This window comes from Shimia fortis (assembly GCF_040225985.1).
Lineage (GTDB): Bacteria > Pseudomonadota > Alphaproteobacteria > Rhodobacterales > Rhodobacteraceae > Shimia.
Genome location: NZ_JBBPEU010000007.1, coordinates 42521 through 59290, shown reverse-complemented (window position 1 = coordinate 59290; position 16770 = coordinate 42521). Strand labels below are relative to the sequence as shown.

General features: G+C 61.3%; 20 protein-coding genes. 14 read left to right on the top strand and 6 right to left on the bottom strand.

Annotation, left to right across the window (positions count from 1 at the left end):
• Positions 1-119 precede the first annotated feature (119 nt).
• Both WNE31_RS11870 and WNE31_RS11865 read left to right on the top strand, forming a co-directional pair.
• On the top strand, positions 120-1265 hold the full coding sequence (locus WNE31_RS11870) for an acyl-CoA dehydrogenase family protein (protein ID WP_349979995.1): 1146 nt from the start codon (positions 120-122) through the stop codon (positions 1263-1265).
• A gap of 130 nt (positions 1266-1395) precedes the next feature.
• Entirely contained in the window at positions 1396-2577 is a 1182-nt protein-coding gene (locus WNE31_RS11865; protein WP_349979994.1) for a winged helix-turn-helix domain-containing protein, read from the top strand.
• A 33-nt stretch (positions 2578-2610) separates the two neighbouring features.
• Here WNE31_RS11865 and WNE31_RS11860 read toward each other — a convergent pair whose 3' ends face one another.
• Positions 2611-3531, bottom strand: coding sequence for a manganese-dependent inorganic pyrophosphatase (locus WNE31_RS11860; RefSeq protein ID WP_349979993.1), 921 nt, complete (start codon positions 3529-3531; stop codon positions 2611-2613).
• A gap of 128 nt (positions 3532-3659) precedes the next feature.
• A complete protein-coding gene (locus WNE31_RS11855) occupies positions 3660-4658 on the bottom strand; it encodes a TraB/GumN family protein (protein ID WP_349979991.1) in 999 nt (332 codons plus the stop codon).
• Positions 4659-4785: 127 nt separating this feature from the next.
• Here WNE31_RS11855 and WNE31_RS11850 point away from each other — a divergent pair, with 127 nt between their 5' ends.
• The 6 genes from WNE31_RS11850 (at position 4786) to WNE31_RS11825 (ending at position 9907) form a co-directional block, all read left to right on the top strand.
• Positions 4786-5454 (top strand): DUF2161 domain-containing phosphodiesterase, encoded by a 669-nt coding sequence (locus WNE31_RS11850; RefSeq protein ID WP_349979990.1) that lies wholly within the window; start codon positions 4786-4788, stop codon positions 5452-5454.
• A gap of 32 nt (positions 5455-5486) precedes the next feature.
• Positions 5487-6260 carry a potassium channel family protein gene (locus WNE31_RS11845; RefSeq protein ID WP_349979989.1) on the top strand — a complete coding sequence of 258 codons (774 nt, stop codon included), beginning with the start codon at positions 5487-5489 and terminating at the stop codon, positions 6258-6260.
• 146 nt (positions 6261-6406) lie between these two features.
• Positions 6407-6694 (top strand): co-chaperone GroES, encoded by a 288-nt coding sequence (locus WNE31_RS11840; RefSeq protein ID WP_349979988.1) that lies wholly within the window; start codon positions 6407-6409, stop codon positions 6692-6694.
• A 39-nt stretch (positions 6695-6733) separates the two neighbouring features.
• Positions 6734-8383, top strand: a complete 1650-nt coding sequence (gene groL / locus WNE31_RS11835; protein WP_349979987.1) for a chaperonin GroEL — start codon at positions 6734-6736, stop codon at positions 8381-8383.
• A gap of 177 nt (positions 8384-8560) precedes the next feature.
• Positions 8561-9394 carry a DMT family transporter gene (locus WNE31_RS11830; RefSeq protein WP_349979986.1) on the top strand — a complete coding sequence of 278 codons (834 nt, stop codon included), beginning with the start codon at positions 8561-8563 and terminating at the stop codon, positions 9392-9394.
• Positions 9395-9430: 36 nt separating this feature from the next.
• Entirely contained in the window at positions 9431-9907 is a 477-nt protein-coding gene (locus WNE31_RS11825; RefSeq protein ID WP_349979985.1) for a GNAT family N-acetyltransferase, read from the top strand.
• Here WNE31_RS11825 and WNE31_RS11820 read toward each other — a convergent pair.
• Positions 9888-10343, bottom strand: coding sequence for an NUDIX hydrolase (locus tag WNE31_RS11820; protein WP_349979984.1), 456 nt, complete (start codon positions 10341-10343; stop codon positions 9888-9890). The genes WNE31_RS11825 and WNE31_RS11820 overlap by 20 nt on opposite strands.
• A 63-nt stretch (positions 10344-10406) precedes the next feature.
• Here WNE31_RS11820 and WNE31_RS11815 point away from each other — a divergent pair, with 63 nt between their 5' ends.
• Positions 10407-11129, top strand: a complete 723-nt coding sequence (locus WNE31_RS11815; protein WP_349979983.1) for an esterase/lipase family protein — start codon at positions 10407-10409, stop codon at positions 11127-11129.
• The gene (locus tag WNE31_RS11810; RefSeq protein WP_349979982.1) at positions 11126-12259 is read left to right on the top strand and encodes an alpha-D-ribose 1-methylphosphonate 5-triphosphate diphosphatase; all 1134 of its coding nucleotides are present in this window, start codon (positions 11126-11128) and stop codon (positions 12257-12259) included. Before WNE31_RS11815 ends, WNE31_RS11810 begins: the two co-directional genes overlap by 4 nt.
• 37 nt (positions 12260-12296) lie before the next feature.
• Here the strand turns inward: WNE31_RS11810 and WNE31_RS11805 are convergent, their stop codons facing one another.
• The 3 genes from WNE31_RS11805 to WNE31_RS11795 form a co-directional block, all read right to left on the bottom strand.
• A complete protein-coding gene (locus tag WNE31_RS11805) occupies positions 12297-13373 on the bottom strand; it encodes a 5-(carboxyamino)imidazole ribonucleotide synthase (RefSeq protein ID WP_349979981.1) in 1077 nt (358 codons plus the stop codon).
• Positions 13366-13854: a 5-(carboxyamino)imidazole ribonucleotide mutase gene (gene purE / locus WNE31_RS11800; protein ID WP_349979980.1), complete on the bottom strand. Its 489-nt coding sequence runs from the start codon at positions 13852-13854 to the stop codon at positions 13366-13368. The genes WNE31_RS11805 and purE overlap by 8 nt, the downstream gene beginning before the upstream one ends.
• Positions 13855-13990: 136 nt before the next feature.
• Positions 13991-14215 carry a YdcH family protein gene (locus tag WNE31_RS11795; protein WP_349979979.1) on the bottom strand — a complete coding sequence of 75 codons (225 nt, stop codon included), beginning with the start codon at positions 14213-14215 and terminating at the stop codon, positions 13991-13993.
• A gap of 159 nt (positions 14216-14374) precedes the next feature.
• On the opposite strand from WNE31_RS11795, the gene WNE31_RS11790 reads away from it, so the two are divergent.
• From WNE31_RS11790 to WNE31_RS11775, 4 genes are all read left to right on the top strand, one after another.
• A complete protein-coding gene (locus tag WNE31_RS11790; RefSeq protein WP_349979978.1) occupies positions 14375-14788 on the top strand; it encodes an Hsp20 family protein in 414 nt (137 codons plus the stop codon).
• A gap of 2 nt (positions 14789-14790) precedes the next feature.
• On the top strand, positions 14791-15021 hold the full coding sequence (locus WNE31_RS11785; protein WP_349979977.1) for a DUF1150 family protein: 231 nt from the start codon (positions 14791-14793) through the stop codon (positions 15019-15021).
• 110 nt (positions 15022-15131) lie between these two features.
• A complete protein-coding gene (locus WNE31_RS11780; protein WP_349979976.1) occupies positions 15132-15998 on the top strand; it encodes a glycosyltransferase family 10 domain-containing protein in 867 nt (288 codons plus the stop codon).
• 146 nt (positions 15999-16144) lie between these two features.
• The gene (locus tag WNE31_RS11775) at positions 16145-16678 is read left to right on the top strand and encodes a hypothetical protein (RefSeq protein ID WP_349979975.1); all 534 of its coding nucleotides are present in this window, start codon (positions 16145-16147) and stop codon (positions 16676-16678) included.
• The last annotated feature ends 92 nt before the right edge of the window (positions 16679-16770 follow it).

The window sequence follows — 16770 nt, the reverse complement described above, 5'->3', positions numbered from 1 at the left end:
GGTTTCCAGTAAAATCCCCAGGGGCATTGGCTCGCCTTGCCGCAGTGCGGCGGGCGCGACGTCTTTGTGGACAGGATCGCAGACATGCGGAACCATGTCTTTCGAGGGAGGATATCATCATGGACCAACATCTGTTTCTGGGAGAAGAACACAGCATTCTACGCGACCAGATCCGCCGTTTCGTGGAAGAGCGCGTCAAACCCCATGGCGATGCCTGGGAAGAGGCCGGCATGGTCCCGCGCGACGTTCTGCGGGAAATGGGCGATCTGGGCTTTCTGGGAATCCGCTATCCCGAGGAATTTGGCGGCAGCAACATGGATACGCGCGCCACGGCGGTTATGGCCGAGGAACTGGGCAAATCGACCTATTCGGGTTTCGCGATTACCGCGCTTGTGCACACGGATATGGCCTCGGTCCATATTTTCAACGCGGGCACCGAGGCCCAGAAGGCGCGGTATATGCCGGATATCGTGGCTGGGCGCAAAATCACGGCGGTCTGCGTCACCGAACCCGGCGCCGGATCGGATGTGCAGGGCATCCGCACCACGGCGCGACGCGAGGGCGACCATTATGTGCTGAACGGCTCGAAAATGTTCATCACCAATGGCGTACATGCGGACCTTTACTGTGTGGCGGCCAAGACCGACCGGGACGGCCCGTCAAGCCAGTCGGTGACCATGTTCCTGCTGGAAAAAGGCATGAAGGGTTTCTCGGTGAGTCGCGCTCTGGACAAGCACGGGTGGCGGTCGTCGGACACGGCGGAACTGTCTTTTCAAGATGTGCGGGTGCCCGTGGAAAACGTCCTCGGGGCCGAGGGGCGCGGGTTCTATGCCATCATGCAGAACTTTCAGAATGAACGTCTTGTGGCGGCGGCGGCCGCGGTCGGGGAATCGCTGGCCGCGATTGAACTTACCACGTCTTACGTGAAAGAGCGCCATGCCTTCGGGGCGCCGCTTTGGACGAAACAGGCGATCCGCCAGCGGCTTGCCATGTTGTCTGCGCGGGTCGCGGCGGCGCGGGCGCTGGTCTATCAGACGGCGGCGCGCGATGCCGATGGTCAGGATGTGGTGCGCGAGGTATCGATGCTGAAGGCGCTGTGTGGCGAGCTGGTCAACGAGGTCATGTATGACTGTCTGCAGTTCCACGGCGGTGCAGGCTATTTGCGGGGCATGGCGATTGAGCGCATGGCCCGGGACGCGCGGGTGCAGGCCATTGGTGGCGGCGCGACCGAGGTGATGCTGGAAGAGGTGGCCAAGCGTATGTGATGCGGGTGGAGGGGCGTTGCCCCTCTTGGCCCTGACGGGCCAATTCACCCCAAGGTATTTTTCCCAAGAAAAAGCAGGGGTGGCGTCTTGGGCTTGGACGGTGTCTTGTGGGCGCAAAGGGGGAAGGCCGTTGCTTAGGATCGACAACCGTCAGGCGCGCCATTTGTGGCTGTCCGTGCAGGGATTGGCACGCACGCCGACAGGTTCGCTGGATCTGATGGGCGTGATCCGGGGCCTGGGGTTCGTGCAGCTGGATACGATCCAGGTGGTGGCGCGCGCGCATCATCACATTCTTTGGAGCCGCAACCAGAATTACCGCGAACCGATGCTGGATCGTCTGTTGGCACGCGACCGCGCGGTGTTCGAACATTTCACCCATGATGCATCGGTGTTGCCGATGGAATTCCTGCCCATGTGGCGGCGGCAATTCCGGCGCAAACAGGCCCAGTTGGACCGGGCAGGCTGGTTCAGGGGGCTGCCGGACGCCACCGAGCGCGAGAAGATCAAGGACCGCATCCGGCGCGAGGGCGCGTTGTCGACCCATGCCTTTGACACCAAGGTGGAAGGCGTGCGCGAGATGTGGGCGCGTCCGCCGCACAAGAAGGCTCTGGATTACATGTGGTATTCGGGCGAGCTGGCGACCTGCCATCGCGACGGGTTTACCAAGGTCTATGATCTGGCCGAGCGGGTCTTCGCGCCGGAACATGCGGATGTGGATATGGACGATGCGGCGCAGGTGGACTGGTTGTGCCGTGCCGCGCTTGAGCGGATCGGGGTTGGTACGGCGGGCGAGATCCAGCAGTTCTGGGATGCAACGGATCTGGCCGAGGTCAAGGATTGGTGCGCCGCGCAGCCGGATTTGCAAGAGGTGGAGGTGCAGTCCGCGGCGGGGAACTGGCAGTCTGCGTTGGCCCCGATGGATATCGAAGACCGTCTTGAAAAGGTAAGCGCCCCAACATCGCGCCTGCGTATTCTCAACCCGTTTGATCCGGCGGTGCGGGACCGAAAGCGTCTTTATCGTCTGTTCGGGTTCGAATATCGCAACGAGATGTTCGTGCCCAAGGCCAAGCGGGTCTGGGGGTATTATGTGTTTCCGATCCTTGAGGGCGACCGGTTCGTGGGGCGCATCGAACTCAAGGCCGACCGGAAGGCGGGCACGCTCACGGTGGTGAATTTCTGGCCCGAAACGGATGCGAGATGGGGGACGGCCCGGTTTGGCAGGCTTGATGCGGAACTGGGCCGCTTATCCCGGTTCGTTGGTGTCGAGGACCTGCACTGGGCACCGCAGGCGGCACAAAAAAGGGCGCCGTGACGGGCGCCCTTTCCGCATCTTTGTGAAGGCAGATCAGACCTTGAGGTTCGGGATGATCTGTTTCTTGCGCGACATGATGCCGGGCAGGACAACCGCGTCGCCGGTCACAGTGGCGCCAAAGCTTTTCTCGGCCACGCCTTTGACCAGATCGTTCGGCACCAGCAGGGTGGCTTCTTCTTTCAGGATGTCGACAACGAACAGCAGAACTTCGTCCACGCCGTCTTCAGCGGCGACGGTCTTGAAGGTTTCCATCAGGCTGTCCTTGCGGTTCAGCGGGATTTCCGGCGCGGTGGTTTCCAGAACCGAGACGCGGAACTTGGTGCCGTCGACTTCGTATTCTTTCGAGTCCATGCGGATCAGCTCTGCGTCGGAGAAGGCCGAGACGTCCGATTTCGCGGCGAACATTTCGGCGGCGTATTCGGTGACGTTGATGCCCAAATCAGCGGCCAGTGCTTCAACTACTTCGCGATCACGGTCGGTGGTGGTGGGCGAACGGAATTCCAGCGTGTCAGACAGGATACAGGTCAGGGCCGCGCCCTTGATGTTTTCCGGCATCTTGGCGGCGTCGTCCCCCATCAGGTCGTACATGATGGTCGCGGTGCAGGCCAGCGGGCGCACGGTGATGTCGATCGGACCTTTGGTTTCAAGGCCGCCAACCAGCTTGTGGTGGTCGATGATGGCCTGAACATCGGCGCCGTTGATGTTGGCGGGCAGTTCGGCAGGGTTGTTGGTGTCGACAACGACGCAAGCCTGATCGTCGGCCACGTCTTCGATGATGTCGAGCATGTCAAAGCCCCAGCGATTCAGCATGAAGGCCGCTTCGGTGTTGGGCTGGCCCAGCAGAACCGGCTTGGCGTCAACGCCTTTGACTTCGTTCAGGTACCAAGCCCAGACCAGCGGCGAGCCGGTCGAGTCGGTGTCGGGGGATTTGTGGCCGAATACGAGGGTGGTCATAATCAGGGATCCTTCATGGAAAGCGTCAATTTGCGCGCCTTATAGGGGCTGGGCCAAGGCTTGTCACCTGTTGTCAACGGGGCTGCGACACGAGGTCTGACGTGTGATGCTGCAATGCAGCAATTCCCTTAGTGGGTCAGGGGCACACGGCTGACGGCAAATCCCTGTTCTGCAAGCAAACTCAGTACGCCATCCTGTCCCGGCAGGTGCATCGCGCCAACGGCGACAACGGCCGGTGCGTCGGAAAGCGCGGGCGCAAGAGTGTCGATCCAGAGCCGGTTCCGTTCCGTGACAAGGCCCTTTCCCATCTCGGCAAACAGCGCGTCTATCCGGTCTTTGTGGGCGGGGCCGGCCTGATCATGCACCACCTGTTTCGAGAACTCCCAGATCATCGCGGTTTCTTCGTTAAAGTAGAACTCTGTGATATCTCCGAAAATGTCATGCGATAGCGCCCCATAGGCGAGGCTGTCGCGGAAATCGCGGACCTGTTCGTCCAGAGGGGTGCCGCCCATCAGGCTGACCAGATCCGCAGGCACATCCAGCGACCGGATCGGCAGATCGCGGGGCAGAGCGCGTGCCTCTAGCTGGCGGTCGAGGCCGAGTTTACCAGCCTTCTGCTGGGCGGTCACACAGGGTGGAATGGCCAGCGACAGGCCGAGGAACCAGGGCTGGAAGCGCGCCGCCATGAATTCGGGCAGGCCCGCCTCTTTCAACTGCGGTTGCAGTGCCGCCCATGTCTCGGGGCCAAGGCGTTCCATCAGGCTGGGGCCTTGCTGGATCAGGTAGAGATCCGGGTTCGCGGTGAGATAGCGCAGGAAGTCCGATTCTGCCTCTTTGCTCAGTTCCAGGAACACCGCGTCGACCTGATCCAGCAGGGGCGCGACAGCGTCAAGGATTGGCGCGTGGCGCGCGTCGGCGATGTGCATCGTGCCAAGGATGTACGAGACATGCCCGTTTTTCTCGACCTGCCAGAGCAGGCCCTCGGGATATGAAGTCTTCGCCGTGCGGGCATAAAGCGCAGCCTTCCGATCCTTGGGATAGCTGTCAAAAGTCGTGGGATAGCTACAGTCGGCAAACAAGGTGGTTGCCCAGAACAGGCAGGCGAGCAGGGCATTCAGAAACCGCACGGGCATTCCTTCGTATTTGGTGATCTGACAGGCCAGAGGATATGGCGTGGCGGGGCAAACGCAAGTCATCGGGGCAGGGGGTGCCAAGATGTTTGGCAGCGCCGGGAAATGGCGCTAAGCCTAGGGCATGGCGAAGATCAGCGAAACCGACCTCTACCTTCCGGTCAAAACCTGGCTCGAGGCGCGCGGGTTCGCGGTCAAGGCCGAGGTGGGCGCGGCGGATGTGGTGGCCCGTCGTGACGGTGAAGACCCTGTGATTGTCGAATTGAAAACCGGATTTTCGCTGACCCTGCTGCAACAGGCGGTGGCGCGGCAAAGGCTGAGCGACTGGGTTTATGTCGCCGTGCCGCGTTGGGCCGGGAAAACGGGCTGGCGCAGTTTCAAGGGCAATGTCGGCTTGTGCAAACGGCTGGGCATCGGCGTATTGTCAGTGCGACTGGCGGACGGGCACGTGCAGGCCCATTGCGACCCGGTAGAGTTTCGCCCCCGCAAGTCGAAACCCCGTAAAGGCGCGTTGCTGCGCGAGTTCGACCGGCGCGAGGGCGATCCCAATCTGGGCGGGACGCGCGGGCAGGTGACCACTGCCTATAAACAGGAAATGCTGCGCTGTGCGGTGTTTCTGCTGGAAAACGGGCCCTGCAAGGGGGCCGAGGTCGCCAAGGCAACTGATGTCGCGCAGGCCACACGCATGATGCGCGTGGATCATCTTGGGTGGTTTCAGAAGGTTGCGACCGGGGTCTACGGGCTGAGCGACGCGGGGCGCGCGATTGTGGAAGCGCGGGAAGAGGCAGGGTAGGGCGGATGACGCGCGGCGGGGAGAGGCACGGCATGGCAACACTCAGGGCATCGGTAAATGAGCTTTACACCGGCACGGGGCGCAGATCGGTCCTGTTCCGCTACGTCATGTTCGCCTTCGATCTTGCGACCATCGGCTATTTCATCGCGGTGACCCCGTTTCCCAAAACGGACGTGATGTATGTGATCAACGGCGCTCTGGCGGTGATCATCTTTCTGGACTTCGTGGCGCGGCTCTGGATTGCGCCCGACAAGAAAGAGCATCTGTCCCATGTCTATGTCTGGGCGGATGTGATCGTCCTTGGGACATTGGTGCTGAATCCGTTGCTGGCGGTAGACTTTTCTTTCCTGCGGATTCTGCGGGGCCTGCGCCTTGCGCATTCGTTTTATCTTTTGCAGGACCTGCGCGGCTCCAGCCGGTTCTTTCGGATGCGGGAAGACGCGGTGGTGGCCGCGCTGAACCTGATCGTGTTCGTGTTCACCACGACCTCGGCGGTCTATACCCTGTTGGTGACGGAACGCACCGGCTGGGAGGCCTATGTGGATGCGCTCTATTTCACGGTCACCACCTTTACCACCACGGGATACGGGGATATCACGCCCACGACCATGGGCGGCAAGCTGGCGGCGATCTGCATCATGGTGCTGGGGGTATCGCTGTTCCTGCATCTGGCGCGGGTGATCGTGATGCCGAGCAAGGTCAACCACACCTGCCCCAGATGTGGCCTGACCCGTCACGACGCCGACGCGGTGCACTGCAAACACTGCGGTGCCGTCGTGCATATCAAGACTGACGGCGCGGGCTGAAAAAACGCGCAAATTTTTTCCGGCAATCCGGTTGACTCGGAGTTTTGCACCCCCTAGCTATTCGTCTGTTAGCACTCGCCGACAGGGAGTGCTAACGACTCCGCTGAGGAGTCAGGGAGAAAAATCTAGTTAGGGAAACCTAGACAATGGCACTTACACCTCTGCATGACCGCGTGCTGGTTCGTCGCACCGAAAGCGAAGAGAAGACCGCTGGCGGCCTCATCATCCCCGATAGCGCAAAAGAAAAGCCCGCCGAGGGTGTGATCGTTGCAGCCGGCGCTGGCCTGCGTGACGATGACGGCGACCGCATCGCGCTCGACGTGAAAGCGGGCGACCGCGTTCTGTTCGGCAAATGGTCGGGCACCGAAGTCACCGTCGACGGCGAAGAGCTGCTGATGATGAAAGAATCCGACATCATGGGCATCCTGTCCTGATCGTCTGACTGATTAAGAATTCCAAAGAGGTAAAGCACAATGGCTGCTAAGGACGTAAAGTTCGACACCGATGCCCGCAACGCAATGCTGCGCGGCGTGAACATTCTGGCTGACGCCGTAAAAGTAACCCTGGGCCCCAAAGGCCGTAACGTGGTTCTGGACAAGTCGTTCGGCGCACCCCGCATCACCAAAGACGGTGTATCGGTTGCCAAAGAGATCGAGCTGGAAGACAAGTTCGAGAACATGGGCGCGCAAATGGTGAAAGAAGTCGCTTCGCGCACCAACGACGAAGCCGGCGACGGCACCACCACCGCAACCGTTCTGGCTCAGGCCATCGTTCGTGAAGGTCTGAAGCAAGTTGCGGCCGGCCTGAACCCGATGGACCTCAAGCGTGGTATCGACCTGGCCACCGCGAAAGTGGTTGAAGGCATCCGCGCCTCGGCACGTGACGTGAAAGACTCGGCCGAAGTTGCGCAGGTTGGCACTATCTCGGCCAACGGCGAAGCCGAAATCGGCCAGCAGATCGCAGACGCGATGCAGAAAGTCGGCAACGAAGGCGTGATCACCGTCGAGGAAAACAAAGGTCTTGAAACCGAGACCGTTGTCGTCGAAGGCATGCAGTTCGACCGTGGGTACCTGTCGCCCTATTTCGTGACCAACGCTGACAAGATGATCGCGGAAATGGAAGACTGCCTCATCCTGCTGCACGAGAAGAAACTCTCGTCGCTGCAGCCGATGGTTCCGCTGCTCGAGTCGGTGATCCAGTCGCAGAAGCCGCTGCTGATCATTGCCGAGGACGTCGAAGGTGAAGCGCTGGCCACCCTCGTGGTCAACAAACTGCGCGGCGGCCTGAAAATCGCAGCCGTCAAGGCACCGGGCTTCGGCGATCGCCGCAAGGCCATGCTGCAGGACATCGCGATCCTGACCGGTGGTCAGGTCATCTCGGAAGACCTGGGCATGAAGCTCGAGTCGGTCACCATGGACATGCTTGGTACCGCCAAGAAAATCCAGATCACCAAAGACGAAACCACCATCGTTGACGGTGCAGGTGAAAAAGCCGAGATCGAAGCCCGCGTGGCCCAGATCCGCACCCAGATCGAGGAAACCACCTCGGACTACGACCGCGAGAAGCTGCAAGAGCGCGTTGCCAAACTGGCGGGCGGTGTGGCCGTGATCCGCGTCGGCGGCATGACCGAAGTCGAAGTGAAAGAGCGTAAAGACCGTGTAGACGATGCTCTGAACGCGACCCGCGCCGCTGTACAGGAAGGCGTCATCGTGGGTGGTGGTGTTGCCCTGGTTCAGGCCGGTAAGGCACTGGCCGGTCTGAAAGGCGAAAACGCCGATCAGGACGCAGGCATCAACATCGTGATGAAAGCCATCGAAGCGCCGCTGCGCCAGATCGCCGAGAACGCCGGCGTGGACGGTGCGGTTGTGGCTGGCAAGGTCCGTGAATCGACCGACACCAGCTTTGGCTTCAATGCCCAGACCGAAGAATACGGTGACATGTTCGCCTTTGGTGTGATCGACCCGGCCAAAGTGGCACGTACTGCTTTGGAAGATGCGGCCTCGGTTGCCGGTCTGCTGATCACCACCGAAGCCATGGTTGCCGACAAGCCCGCCAAAGACGGCGGTGCCGGTGGCGGCATGCCCGACATGGGCGGCATGGGCGGCATGGGCGGCATGATGTAAGCCCACGCCTTTTGGCCTAGAGTTCCAGAGGTCGCCTTCGGGCGGCCTCTTTTTCGTTTTGAAGGCCCGCTGTGCGGGCCTGCCTGCGGCGCGAGTATTTTTGCCAAGGTGAAGCGGGGGGTGCACTTCTTTGTGAACGGGGGTGTACCCGTTCCCGCGGCAGTGTATGCGGGATTGATGCGCCTGTTTCTTCTGACCAGCCTGACCATGGTGGCCTTTGCCGCGAATTCGGTTCTGAACCGTCTGGCACTGGCGGATGGCGCTATGCAGGCGGGCACTTTCGGGGTGCTGCGGTTGGTCTCGGGGGCCATTGTTCTGGGCCTGTTGGTGCTTTGGCAGCGGCGGCGCTTTGCCTTCGGCGGTCTGTCGCGCTGGGCGGCGGTTGGGGCCCTGCTGGCCTATATTTTCGGTTTTTCACTGGCCTATGCCGCGCTGGACCCGGGGTTCGGGGCGCTGATCCTGTTTTCCGTGGTTCAGATCACCATGTTTGCAGGGGCCGTTCTGACGCGCGAGGCGGTGCCCGTGATACGCTGGATCGGGGCGTTGCTGGCGCTGGGCGGGTTGGTCTGGCTGTTGTGGCCGATCGCAGGCACGACGTTTTCCTGGCCCCATATCGCGGCGATGGCCTTTGCCGGGGCCGGGTGGGGTGTGTATTCGCTGTTGGGGCGCGGGGCGTCTGACCCGCTACAAGCCACTGCCATGAACTTTGTCCTTGCCGCACTTGCGGGGCTGCTTTGGATTGGGCTGACGCGGGACGTGGGGGCCTTGCCGGCGGGGCCCGTCCTGCTGGCGCTTGTGTCGGGGGGCGTGACCTCGGGGCTGGGCTATGCGCTGTGGTATCACATCCTGCCACCGCTTGGTGCAACCCGCGCGGCTGTGGCACAATTGACGGTGCCGGTGATCGCCCTTGCGGGGGGCTGGGCCTTTCTGGGCGAAGAGATCACGCTGCGGTTCGCACTGGCCTCGGCGCTGGTCATGGGGGGCGTTCTGCTCTCGCTCCGGCAGAGATAGCTTGCGACAGGCGCAGTGAGGCCCTATGCCCTAGACATGATGATCCGTGCCTGCACCCCCGCCGAAGCCCCTGACATCCGCGCGCTGTTGAGCGCCGCCTTCGGGCAGGTCGACGAGGCAGAGCTTGTAGAGTCCTTGCGCGAGGCGGGCGACATGGCGCTTGAACTGGTTGCCGAACACAAGAAACGGGTGGTGGGCTACGTGGCCCTGTCGCGGATGGCGGCGCCTGCGGGCTGGCTGGCGCTGGCACCGGTCGCAACGGACCCGAAGCTGCGGCGCAAGGGCATCGGCAGCGCCCTCTGCCAGATGGCGATGCAATATGCCAACGCGCCCGTGGTGGTTCTGGGAGAGCCTGCGTTCTATGGCCGGATCGGGTTTGATTTCGCGCGGGCCAAACGGATGACCTCGCCCTTTCCTTTGTCCCATACCGGCCTTTATGCGCCCGACCTTGCCGAAGCGCAGCCGCAGGTCAAACTGACCTATGCAGCGCCTTTCATTCCAGACGGGGTTTGACGAGAAGTTCGAGGGGATCATAGCTGATCCCCGCCTCCCCCCAAGCGACTGCGGGCAGGCTGTCGGGTTTGAAGCGCAGCCCTGTCATCTCGGTCCGGCTGACGAACCTGCGGCGGGTCACGATTTCTTCGGGATCCTGCCATGTGTCATCCAAAGTGCCTAACAGGATGGTGCAGCGGAAGTAGAGATCGACCTGGTGAAAACGGTCCTCTGGGTTATGGAATTCGTTGACAAGGCAGGGCGCGCCGACCGCGATCCGCAACCCGGTTTCCTCGTAAACCTCGCGGATCAGGTTGTCGGGCAAAGAGGATCCCAACTCGACCCCGCCGCCTGGGGCGCACCATAAATCATCCGTGTCCTGTGGAAAGGCATTCACCAGAAGCAGTTTGTCATCCTGCATGATTATTGCGCGTACAGCGAGGCGGGGTGAGGGCATTTAGTTGCGTCCTTGGCGGTGGTTCCCCTTTTGTATGGGCGTTGGAACCGTTATCTCAAGGATATGTTACGTCTGGCTCTTCTTCTGCTGATGCTGCTGCCGGTTCCGGCCTTGGCGGATTGCATCGTATTGCTGCACGGGCTGGCGCGTACCGAGGCGTCGCTCTTGGTGGCCGAGGCGGCGTTGCGGGCCGAAGGCTATGACGTGGTGCGACCTGGATACCCGTCGACCAAGGCATCGGTGCAAGAGTTGATCGAGCCGACCATCCCCGATGCCGTGACCGCCTGTGGTAACCAGCCGGTGCATTTTGTGACGCATTCCATGGGCGGCATCCTGTTGCGCCTGTGGATGCTGGATAACCGGCCCGAGAACCTTGGGCGGGTGGTCATGCTGGCCCCGCCGAACCAGGGCACCGAACTGGTCGATGTGATGAGCCAGATCGAGGCGTTCGACTGGATCAACGGGCCGGCGGGCGGGCAACTGGGCACAGACGGGTTGCCCTCGCATCTGCCGCCCGTGGATTTTCCCGTCGGCGTGATTGCCGGAGACCGGTCGCTGAATCCGTTCTATTCGGCGCTTATCAAAGGCCCGGATGACGGCAAGGTCTCGGTTGAATCGACCAAGGTCGAGGGTATGCTGGACCATCTGGTTTTGCCGGTGACGCATACGTTCATGATGAATAATCTCGAGGTTCTGGCCGAGACCCTGTATTTTATCGAGCACGGCCATTTCCACAAGAACATGGGCCTTGAAAACATGGTGCCGACCTTCGAGGGGATGCGATGATCCTGCGCGGGGCCGAGGTGCTGTTTCCCGAAGGGTTCGGGACGGAGGAGGTTTGTCTGGACGAGGGCATGATCGCGGACGATGCGTCGGGGCGTGAGATTGACCTGACTGGGTACCGGATCCTGCCAGGGATCGTGGACCTGCATGGTGACGGGTTCGAACGCCACCTTGCGCCGCGTCGGGGGGCGATGCGCGATCTGGGTGTCGGGTTGCAATCGGTGGATGCCGAACTTGGCGCCAATGGCATCACCACGGCTTTTCTCGCGCAGTTCTTTTCATGGGAAGGCGGGATGCGCGGGCCGGAATTTGCCGAGCGTTTATGCGCTGCTTTGCAGGGGGCGCAGGGCCTGTTGACCGACATGCGCCTGCAGTTGCGGCTTGAGACCCACATGCTGGACGAATACGCGCGGTTCGAGGCGCTGGTGGCCAAGAGCGGCACCAAATACGTGGTGTTCAACGACCACGTGCCCCATGCGGCGCTGGCCAAGGGCAAACGCCCGCCGCGCCTGACCGGGCAGGCGCTGAAAAGTGGCCGTAGCCCCGAGGCGCATCTTGCGCTGCTGCAACGCCTGCACGATCACGCGGATCAGGTGCCCGATGCGGTGTCGCGGCTGGCGCGGCGATTGCGGGCGGCTAGGGTCTTGCTGGGCAGCCATGACGACCATACCGCCGAGGCCCGCCAGCACTGGGCGCAGGCCGGGGTGGCCGTGGCTGAGTTCCCCGAAACTCGCGAGGCCGCCAGTGCGGCGCATTGTGACCAGACGCCTGTGGTTCTGGGCGCGCCCAACGTTGTGCGGGGCGGGTCGCACAAGGGCAATGTTTCGGCCACCGACCTGTTGGCCGAGGGCATTGGGGATGCGATTGCCTCGGACTATCACTATCCGGCACCGAAGCAGGCGGTGCAGCGGCTGGTACGGGATGGCGTGATGGGGTTTGAAGAGGCGTGGAGTCTTGTGTCACGCCGACCGGCACAGATCGCCGGGCTTGCGGATCGCGGAGAGATCGCGGCGGGCAAGCGCGCGGATTTGGTGGTGCTGGACCCCCGCACCGACCGGATCGGGGCCACGATTTGTGCGGGCCGGATCAGCTTTATGGCTGGTGACGTGGCCGCGCGGTTTGTGGGCGAATAAACGGCCCGACGGTCAATAGACAATCGGGCCGGACGCTTTAGCCTGTGAAGGCGCGGATGCGGTTGACGTGGCCCATCTTGCGGCCCGGTTTCACGTCTTCCTTGCCATAAAGATGCAGCGCATTGTTGGCTTCGCGCAGGATCTGCGGCACGTGGTTGATATCGTCACCGATGAGGTTTTCCATCACCACGTCATTGTGACGTTGGCCGTCGCCCAGAGGCCATCCGACCACGGCGCGGATATGTTGCTCGAACTGGTCCACGGCACAGCCGTTCTGGGTCCAGTGGCCGGAATTGTGCACGCGCGGTGCGATCTCGTTCACGATTAGGCCCTGCGGTGTGACGAACAGTTCGACCCCCATCACGCCGACATAGTTCAGCTCGTTCAGGATGCGGGCCGCCAGCAAAACGGCGTCCATGCGCTGACCCGCGCTGAGGGTGGCAGGTACGGTGGTGGTGTGCAGGATACCGTCGCGATGCACGTTTTCGCCGGGATCATAACAGGCCACATCACCGGTCAGACCGCGTGCGGCGATGACTGACACTTCGTGCGTGAAGTTGACAAACCCTTCCAGAAGGGCGGGCGCACCGGCCATGTCGGCATGCGCCTGGGCGATATCGGATTTCGACTTGATCCGGGCCTGCCCCTTGCCGTCATAGCCAAAGCGGCGGGTTTTCAGGATCGACGGTTTGCCGATCTGTTTGACCGCCGCCTCAAGGTCGTCCAGCGTGTCCACCGCTGCGAAGGGCGCGGTTTTCAAGCCGAGGCTTTGCAGGAACTTTTTCTCGGTCAGGCGGTCCTGGCTGACGCGCAGGGCCTCGCGACCTGGGCGGATCGGGCAATGCGCCTCGAGAATATCCAGCGCCGAGGTGGGAATGTTCTCGAATTCATAGGTGATCACGTCCACCTGATCGGCAAAAGCCTTGAGCGCCTCGGCATCGTCGTAAGAGGCGGTCGTCACATGGCGTGCGACATGGCCCGCGGGCGGGTTGGCGCCGGGTTCGAAAATATGGGTCTGGAAGCCAAGCCGCGCGGCGGCGACGGACAGCATCCGGCCCAGTTGGCCGCCGCCCAGAATGCCGATGGTTGCGCCGGTGGAAAGGGGATCAGTCATCTTGGGGTTCATCCGGAATAGACGCGGACAGGGCGTCGCGCCATGCATCAAGTTTCTGCGCAAGGGCGGCGTCCTGCAGGGCAAGAATCCCCGCCGCCATCAGGCCCGCATTGGATGCGCCCGCCGCACCGATCGCCATGGTGGCCACGGGAAAACCCTTGGGCATCTGCACAATGGAATAGAGGCTGTCCACGCCCGACAGGGCGCGTGTCTGGACGGGCACGCCGACCACGGGAATGCGCGTTTTCGAGGCCATCATGCCGGGCAGGTGGGCTGCGCCGCCCGCGCCCGCGATGATCACCTGCAAGCCGCGATCTGCCGCCTCTTTGCCATAAGTCCACAAACGGTCAGGCGTGCGGTGGGCGGATACGATTTTCTTTTCGTATGCGATCCCCAACTCGTCCAGGATGTCGGCTGCGAGTTTCATGGTGGGCCAATCGGATTGGCTACCCATGATGATTCCTACCTTGATATCTGCCATCTGCGCCTCGGTTTGCTGAAATCCTGCTTATAGACGATGCCCCTGATTTCGCAATCGCCTAGCCGGGTTGCAGGTGGGTCCGAGACCAAGTGACGCTGCATTTTTTGGCAAGCCATGGGGCAGGGGTGGTATCGGGTCAGGCGATGATATCGGGGGTCAGCCGGTCTTCGATCCGCGCGATCAGGTCTTTCAGCCGCAGCTTCTGTTTTTTCAACCGCTGGATGGTCAGTTGGTCGCCGGTGCCGCGCTCGGTCAGGGCGTGAATCGCCTCGTCCAGGTCGCGGTGTTCCTGCTTGAAAACCTCAAGCTCCACCCTGAGCACGTCATCGGTTTTCATCGACAGGTCATGAGGTGCGTTCATTTGTGGAGAATCCTGAATAGTTCCAAACCCCTAGCATAGCGTTTCCGGCGTCTTCTGCAAAGCCCTTGCGCTCTGCGGCGGGGCTGCCCATATTTATCTCCAAAGGGTTGCCATAGTGGGGCCCAAAGATGGACTGTCGCTTGAGCTAAGGACGTGTCGATGACAAAGATGACTCTGGGTTCTTACCCGCATATGCTTGGTTTTGAACAGCTGGAACGCCTTCTGGAACGCACCGCAAAAACGGGCAACGAAGGCTATCCGCCATTCAATATCGAACAGACTTCCGATTATTCCTACCGCATCACCCTGGCCGTGGCCGGGTTCCGCGAAGAAGACCTGTCAATCACGGTTGAAGACCGTCAACTGGTCATCCGGGGCCGTCAGGCCGATGATGGGCTGGATCGGGTGTTCCTGCACAGGGGCATCGCCGCGCGGCAATTCCAGCGTTCGTTTGTTTTGGCCGACGGGGTTGAAGTGGGCGAGGCGATCATGGAAAACGGTTTGCTGCATATCGACCTGAGTCGTGCGCGGCCCGAAACCGTGGTGCAGACCATCCAGATCAATAAGGGGTAATCATGTACGACAATTACGAATTCGACGATCAGGACGAAAGCCGCGTCGTGTATGTGCGCGAGGTGCTGGTGGAAGACCTGCCCGAGGACATGCAGGAACAGGCCGAAGGGGCCGAGGTTCTGTACGGCGTCTATGCCGCCACCGACGGAGAGCGGCTGGCCGTTGTCAAAGAGCGCAGCCTTGCTTTTGTTCTGGCGCGTCAGAACGACTTTGCGCCGGTTACGGTGCACTAAACGCCCGCGCCATGCGCGACACTTTGAATTCAGGACCAAGGCCCCGCGTGGGCCTTGTTGTCGTTTGGGCCTTTGGCTTATGACAGGTCATGTCACCAGAAAGAGAACCCATGTCTGACACCCAGCCCGCCGTTGCCGTTTTGCCCTATGGCCGCAAGCTGGGATACCGGCCCTCGAAACTGCCGCTGGACGAGATGAACTGGCCTCTGGGGCAGCCTGTGCGCCTGCGGGGCAAAACGCTGGGCGATCTCGGGGCGCAGGATCATCTGGTGATCTATCCGGCGACGACTGCCCATATCCGCCCCTCTTTCGGGACACGGGCCAAGGTGTCGATGATGGTGGTCGAGCCGCGCGCGCTGCAACAGCGTCACTATGATCGTCTGGTCCGATCGCATAAGCGATTCTTCCGGGTGCTGTGCGCCAACGAGCCGTTTCTGGCGACGATCCCCAACGGCATCTTCTTCCCGTTCGGGTCGACATGGGTGCCCGAGTGGCGCGATCTGGACGTAACCAAGACCCGTAACATGTCGCTGATTGCGTCCTCCAAACGCGATCTTGAGGGCCATGTCCTGCGCCACGCCACGGTGGAATGGGCCGAGGCCCAAGGCTTGGACATGGATGTAATGGGGCGGGGATACAAACCGTTTGATGCCAAATCCGACGGGCTGGCGCCCTATCGGTATTCGGTGGTGATCGAAAACGTGCGCGAGCCGGATTATTTCACCGAAAAGCTGGTGGATGCAATCCTGTGTGAAAGCGTGCCGATCTATTGGGGGTGCCCGAATATCGAGCGGTTCTTTGATACATCAGGCATGATCCTGTGCGAAACCGAAGAAGAGGTTCGCGTGGCGATTCGGGGTGCCGATGAGGCCGGCTTCGCGGCGCGCCTGCCCGCCCTGCGCGCCATGAAAGAGCAGGCCGCCCACTGGGGGGATCTGGAAACCCGTGCAGCGCAGGCGGTTTTGCACGCAGGCTGATCCATCACATGTGTCGCGATGGGGGGCGCCATAGGCCGGAACGATAGACCAAGCGCCGGTCATCCCCTATCCTGCAGTCACGTCACAAAATCGGGGCCGGTCGCAAAGACGGTACAGAAACGCAAATATAGAGGAAATAGATTCCAATGGGCATTGCGAAACCAGTTCGAACCCTTCTTTCCGGCACCTTCTTGGCGGCCTTGATGTGCACGGCCTCGGTGGCCTTTGCCGATGAAACTGTCTTGCCAGCCGCCGGGGACAACATCGAGACCTATTGGAGCGCCAAGTATTGGACGGTTTTCAAGAACAGTTCGCGCCAATCCTGTTTCATTGAATGGCGTAGCGAAAACAGCGTTGTTCAGGCCGGTTTGACGGCCAAGAAGGATGCCGGATATCTTGGCGCATTTCTGAAAGACGTCGAACCACAGGCAGGCGAGGGCGGCATCACTATCCTGCTGAATGACAAGCTTTATGTTGGCAGTGTCACCACCGTTTCGCGCACGCTGTCCGGCGGGTTCAGCGGCGGCTATATCGTTTTCGACAATCCGAATTTCATAAGTGATCTTGAGGAAGCCCGTGAATTCGTCGCCTTTCAGGATGCGCCCTACAAGGTCACGGTAAAGCTTAAAACGCCACGGAATGCCATCGACAGGGCGCGTGACTGCATGGCGGTATTTTGAGCGTTCAACCGCATGGATGGAATGGTGGGCGTCCCGCCAATTGAAAGCGCCCAAAGAGCGACATCAGTCCAAGACACCGCGCTCCCGCAAAG

Excerpts from the sequence above, each read along its gene's own strand:
- groL (WP_349979987.1), top strand. The coding sequence starts at position 6,734 with ATGGCTGCTAAGGACGTAAAGTTCGACACCGATGCCCGCAACGCAATG.
- WNE31_RS11830 (WP_349979986.1), top strand. The coding sequence starts at position 8,561 with ATGCGCCTGTTTCTTCTGACCAGCCTGACCATGGTGGCCTTTGCCGCG.
- WNE31_RS11820 (WP_349979984.1), bottom strand. The coding sequence starts at position 10,343 with ATGCCCTCACCCCGCCTCGCTGTACGCGCAATAATCATGCAGGATGAC.
- WNE31_RS11780 (WP_349979976.1), top strand. The coding sequence starts at position 15,132 with ATGTCTGACACCCAGCCCGCCGTTGCCGTTTTGCCCTATGGCCGCAAG.
- WNE31_RS11805 (WP_349979981.1), bottom strand. The coding sequence starts at position 13,373 with ATGACTGATCCCCTTTCCACCGGCGCAACCATCGGCATTCTGGGCGGC.
- purE (WP_349979980.1), bottom strand. The coding sequence starts at position 13,854 with ATGGCAGATATCAAGGTAGGAATCATCATGGGTAGCCAATCCGATTGG.
- WNE31_RS11795 (WP_349979979.1), bottom strand. The coding sequence starts at position 14,215 with ATGAACGCACCTCATGACCTGTCGATGAAAACCGATGACGTGCTCAGG.
- WNE31_RS11860 (WP_349979993.1), bottom strand. The coding sequence starts at position 3,531 with ATGACCACCCTCGTATTCGGCCACAAATCCCCCGACACCGACTCGACC.
- WNE31_RS11825 (WP_349979985.1), top strand. The coding sequence starts at position 9,431 with ATGATGATCCGTGCCTGCACCCCCGCCGAAGCCCCTGACATCCGCGCG.
- WNE31_RS11840 (WP_349979988.1), top strand. The coding sequence starts at position 6,407 with ATGGCACTTACACCTCTGCATGACCGCGTGCTGGTTCGTCGCACCGAA.
- WNE31_RS11785 (WP_349979977.1), top strand. The coding sequence starts at position 14,791 with ATGTACGACAATTACGAATTCGACGATCAGGACGAAAGCCGCGTCGTG.
- WNE31_RS11850 (WP_349979990.1), top strand. The coding sequence starts at position 4,786 with ATGGCGAAGATCAGCGAAACCGACCTCTACCTTCCGGTCAAAACCTGG.
- WNE31_RS11810 (WP_349979982.1), top strand. The coding sequence starts at position 11,126 with ATGATCCTGCGCGGGGCCGAGGTGCTGTTTCCCGAAGGGTTCGGGACG.
- WNE31_RS11870 (WP_349979995.1), top strand. The coding sequence starts at position 120 with ATGGACCAACATCTGTTTCTGGGAGAAGAACACAGCATTCTACGCGAC.
- WNE31_RS11775 (WP_349979975.1), top strand. The coding sequence starts at position 16,145 with ATGGGCATTGCGAAACCAGTTCGAACCCTTCTTTCCGGCACCTTCTTG.
- WNE31_RS11845 (WP_349979989.1), top strand. The coding sequence starts at position 5,487 with ATGGCAACACTCAGGGCATCGGTAAATGAGCTTTACACCGGCACGGGG.
- WNE31_RS11815 (WP_349979983.1), top strand. The coding sequence starts at position 10,407 with ATGTTACGTCTGGCTCTTCTTCTGCTGATGCTGCTGCCGGTTCCGGCC.
- WNE31_RS11790 (WP_349979978.1), top strand. The coding sequence starts at position 14,375 with ATGACAAAGATGACTCTGGGTTCTTACCCGCATATGCTTGGTTTTGAA.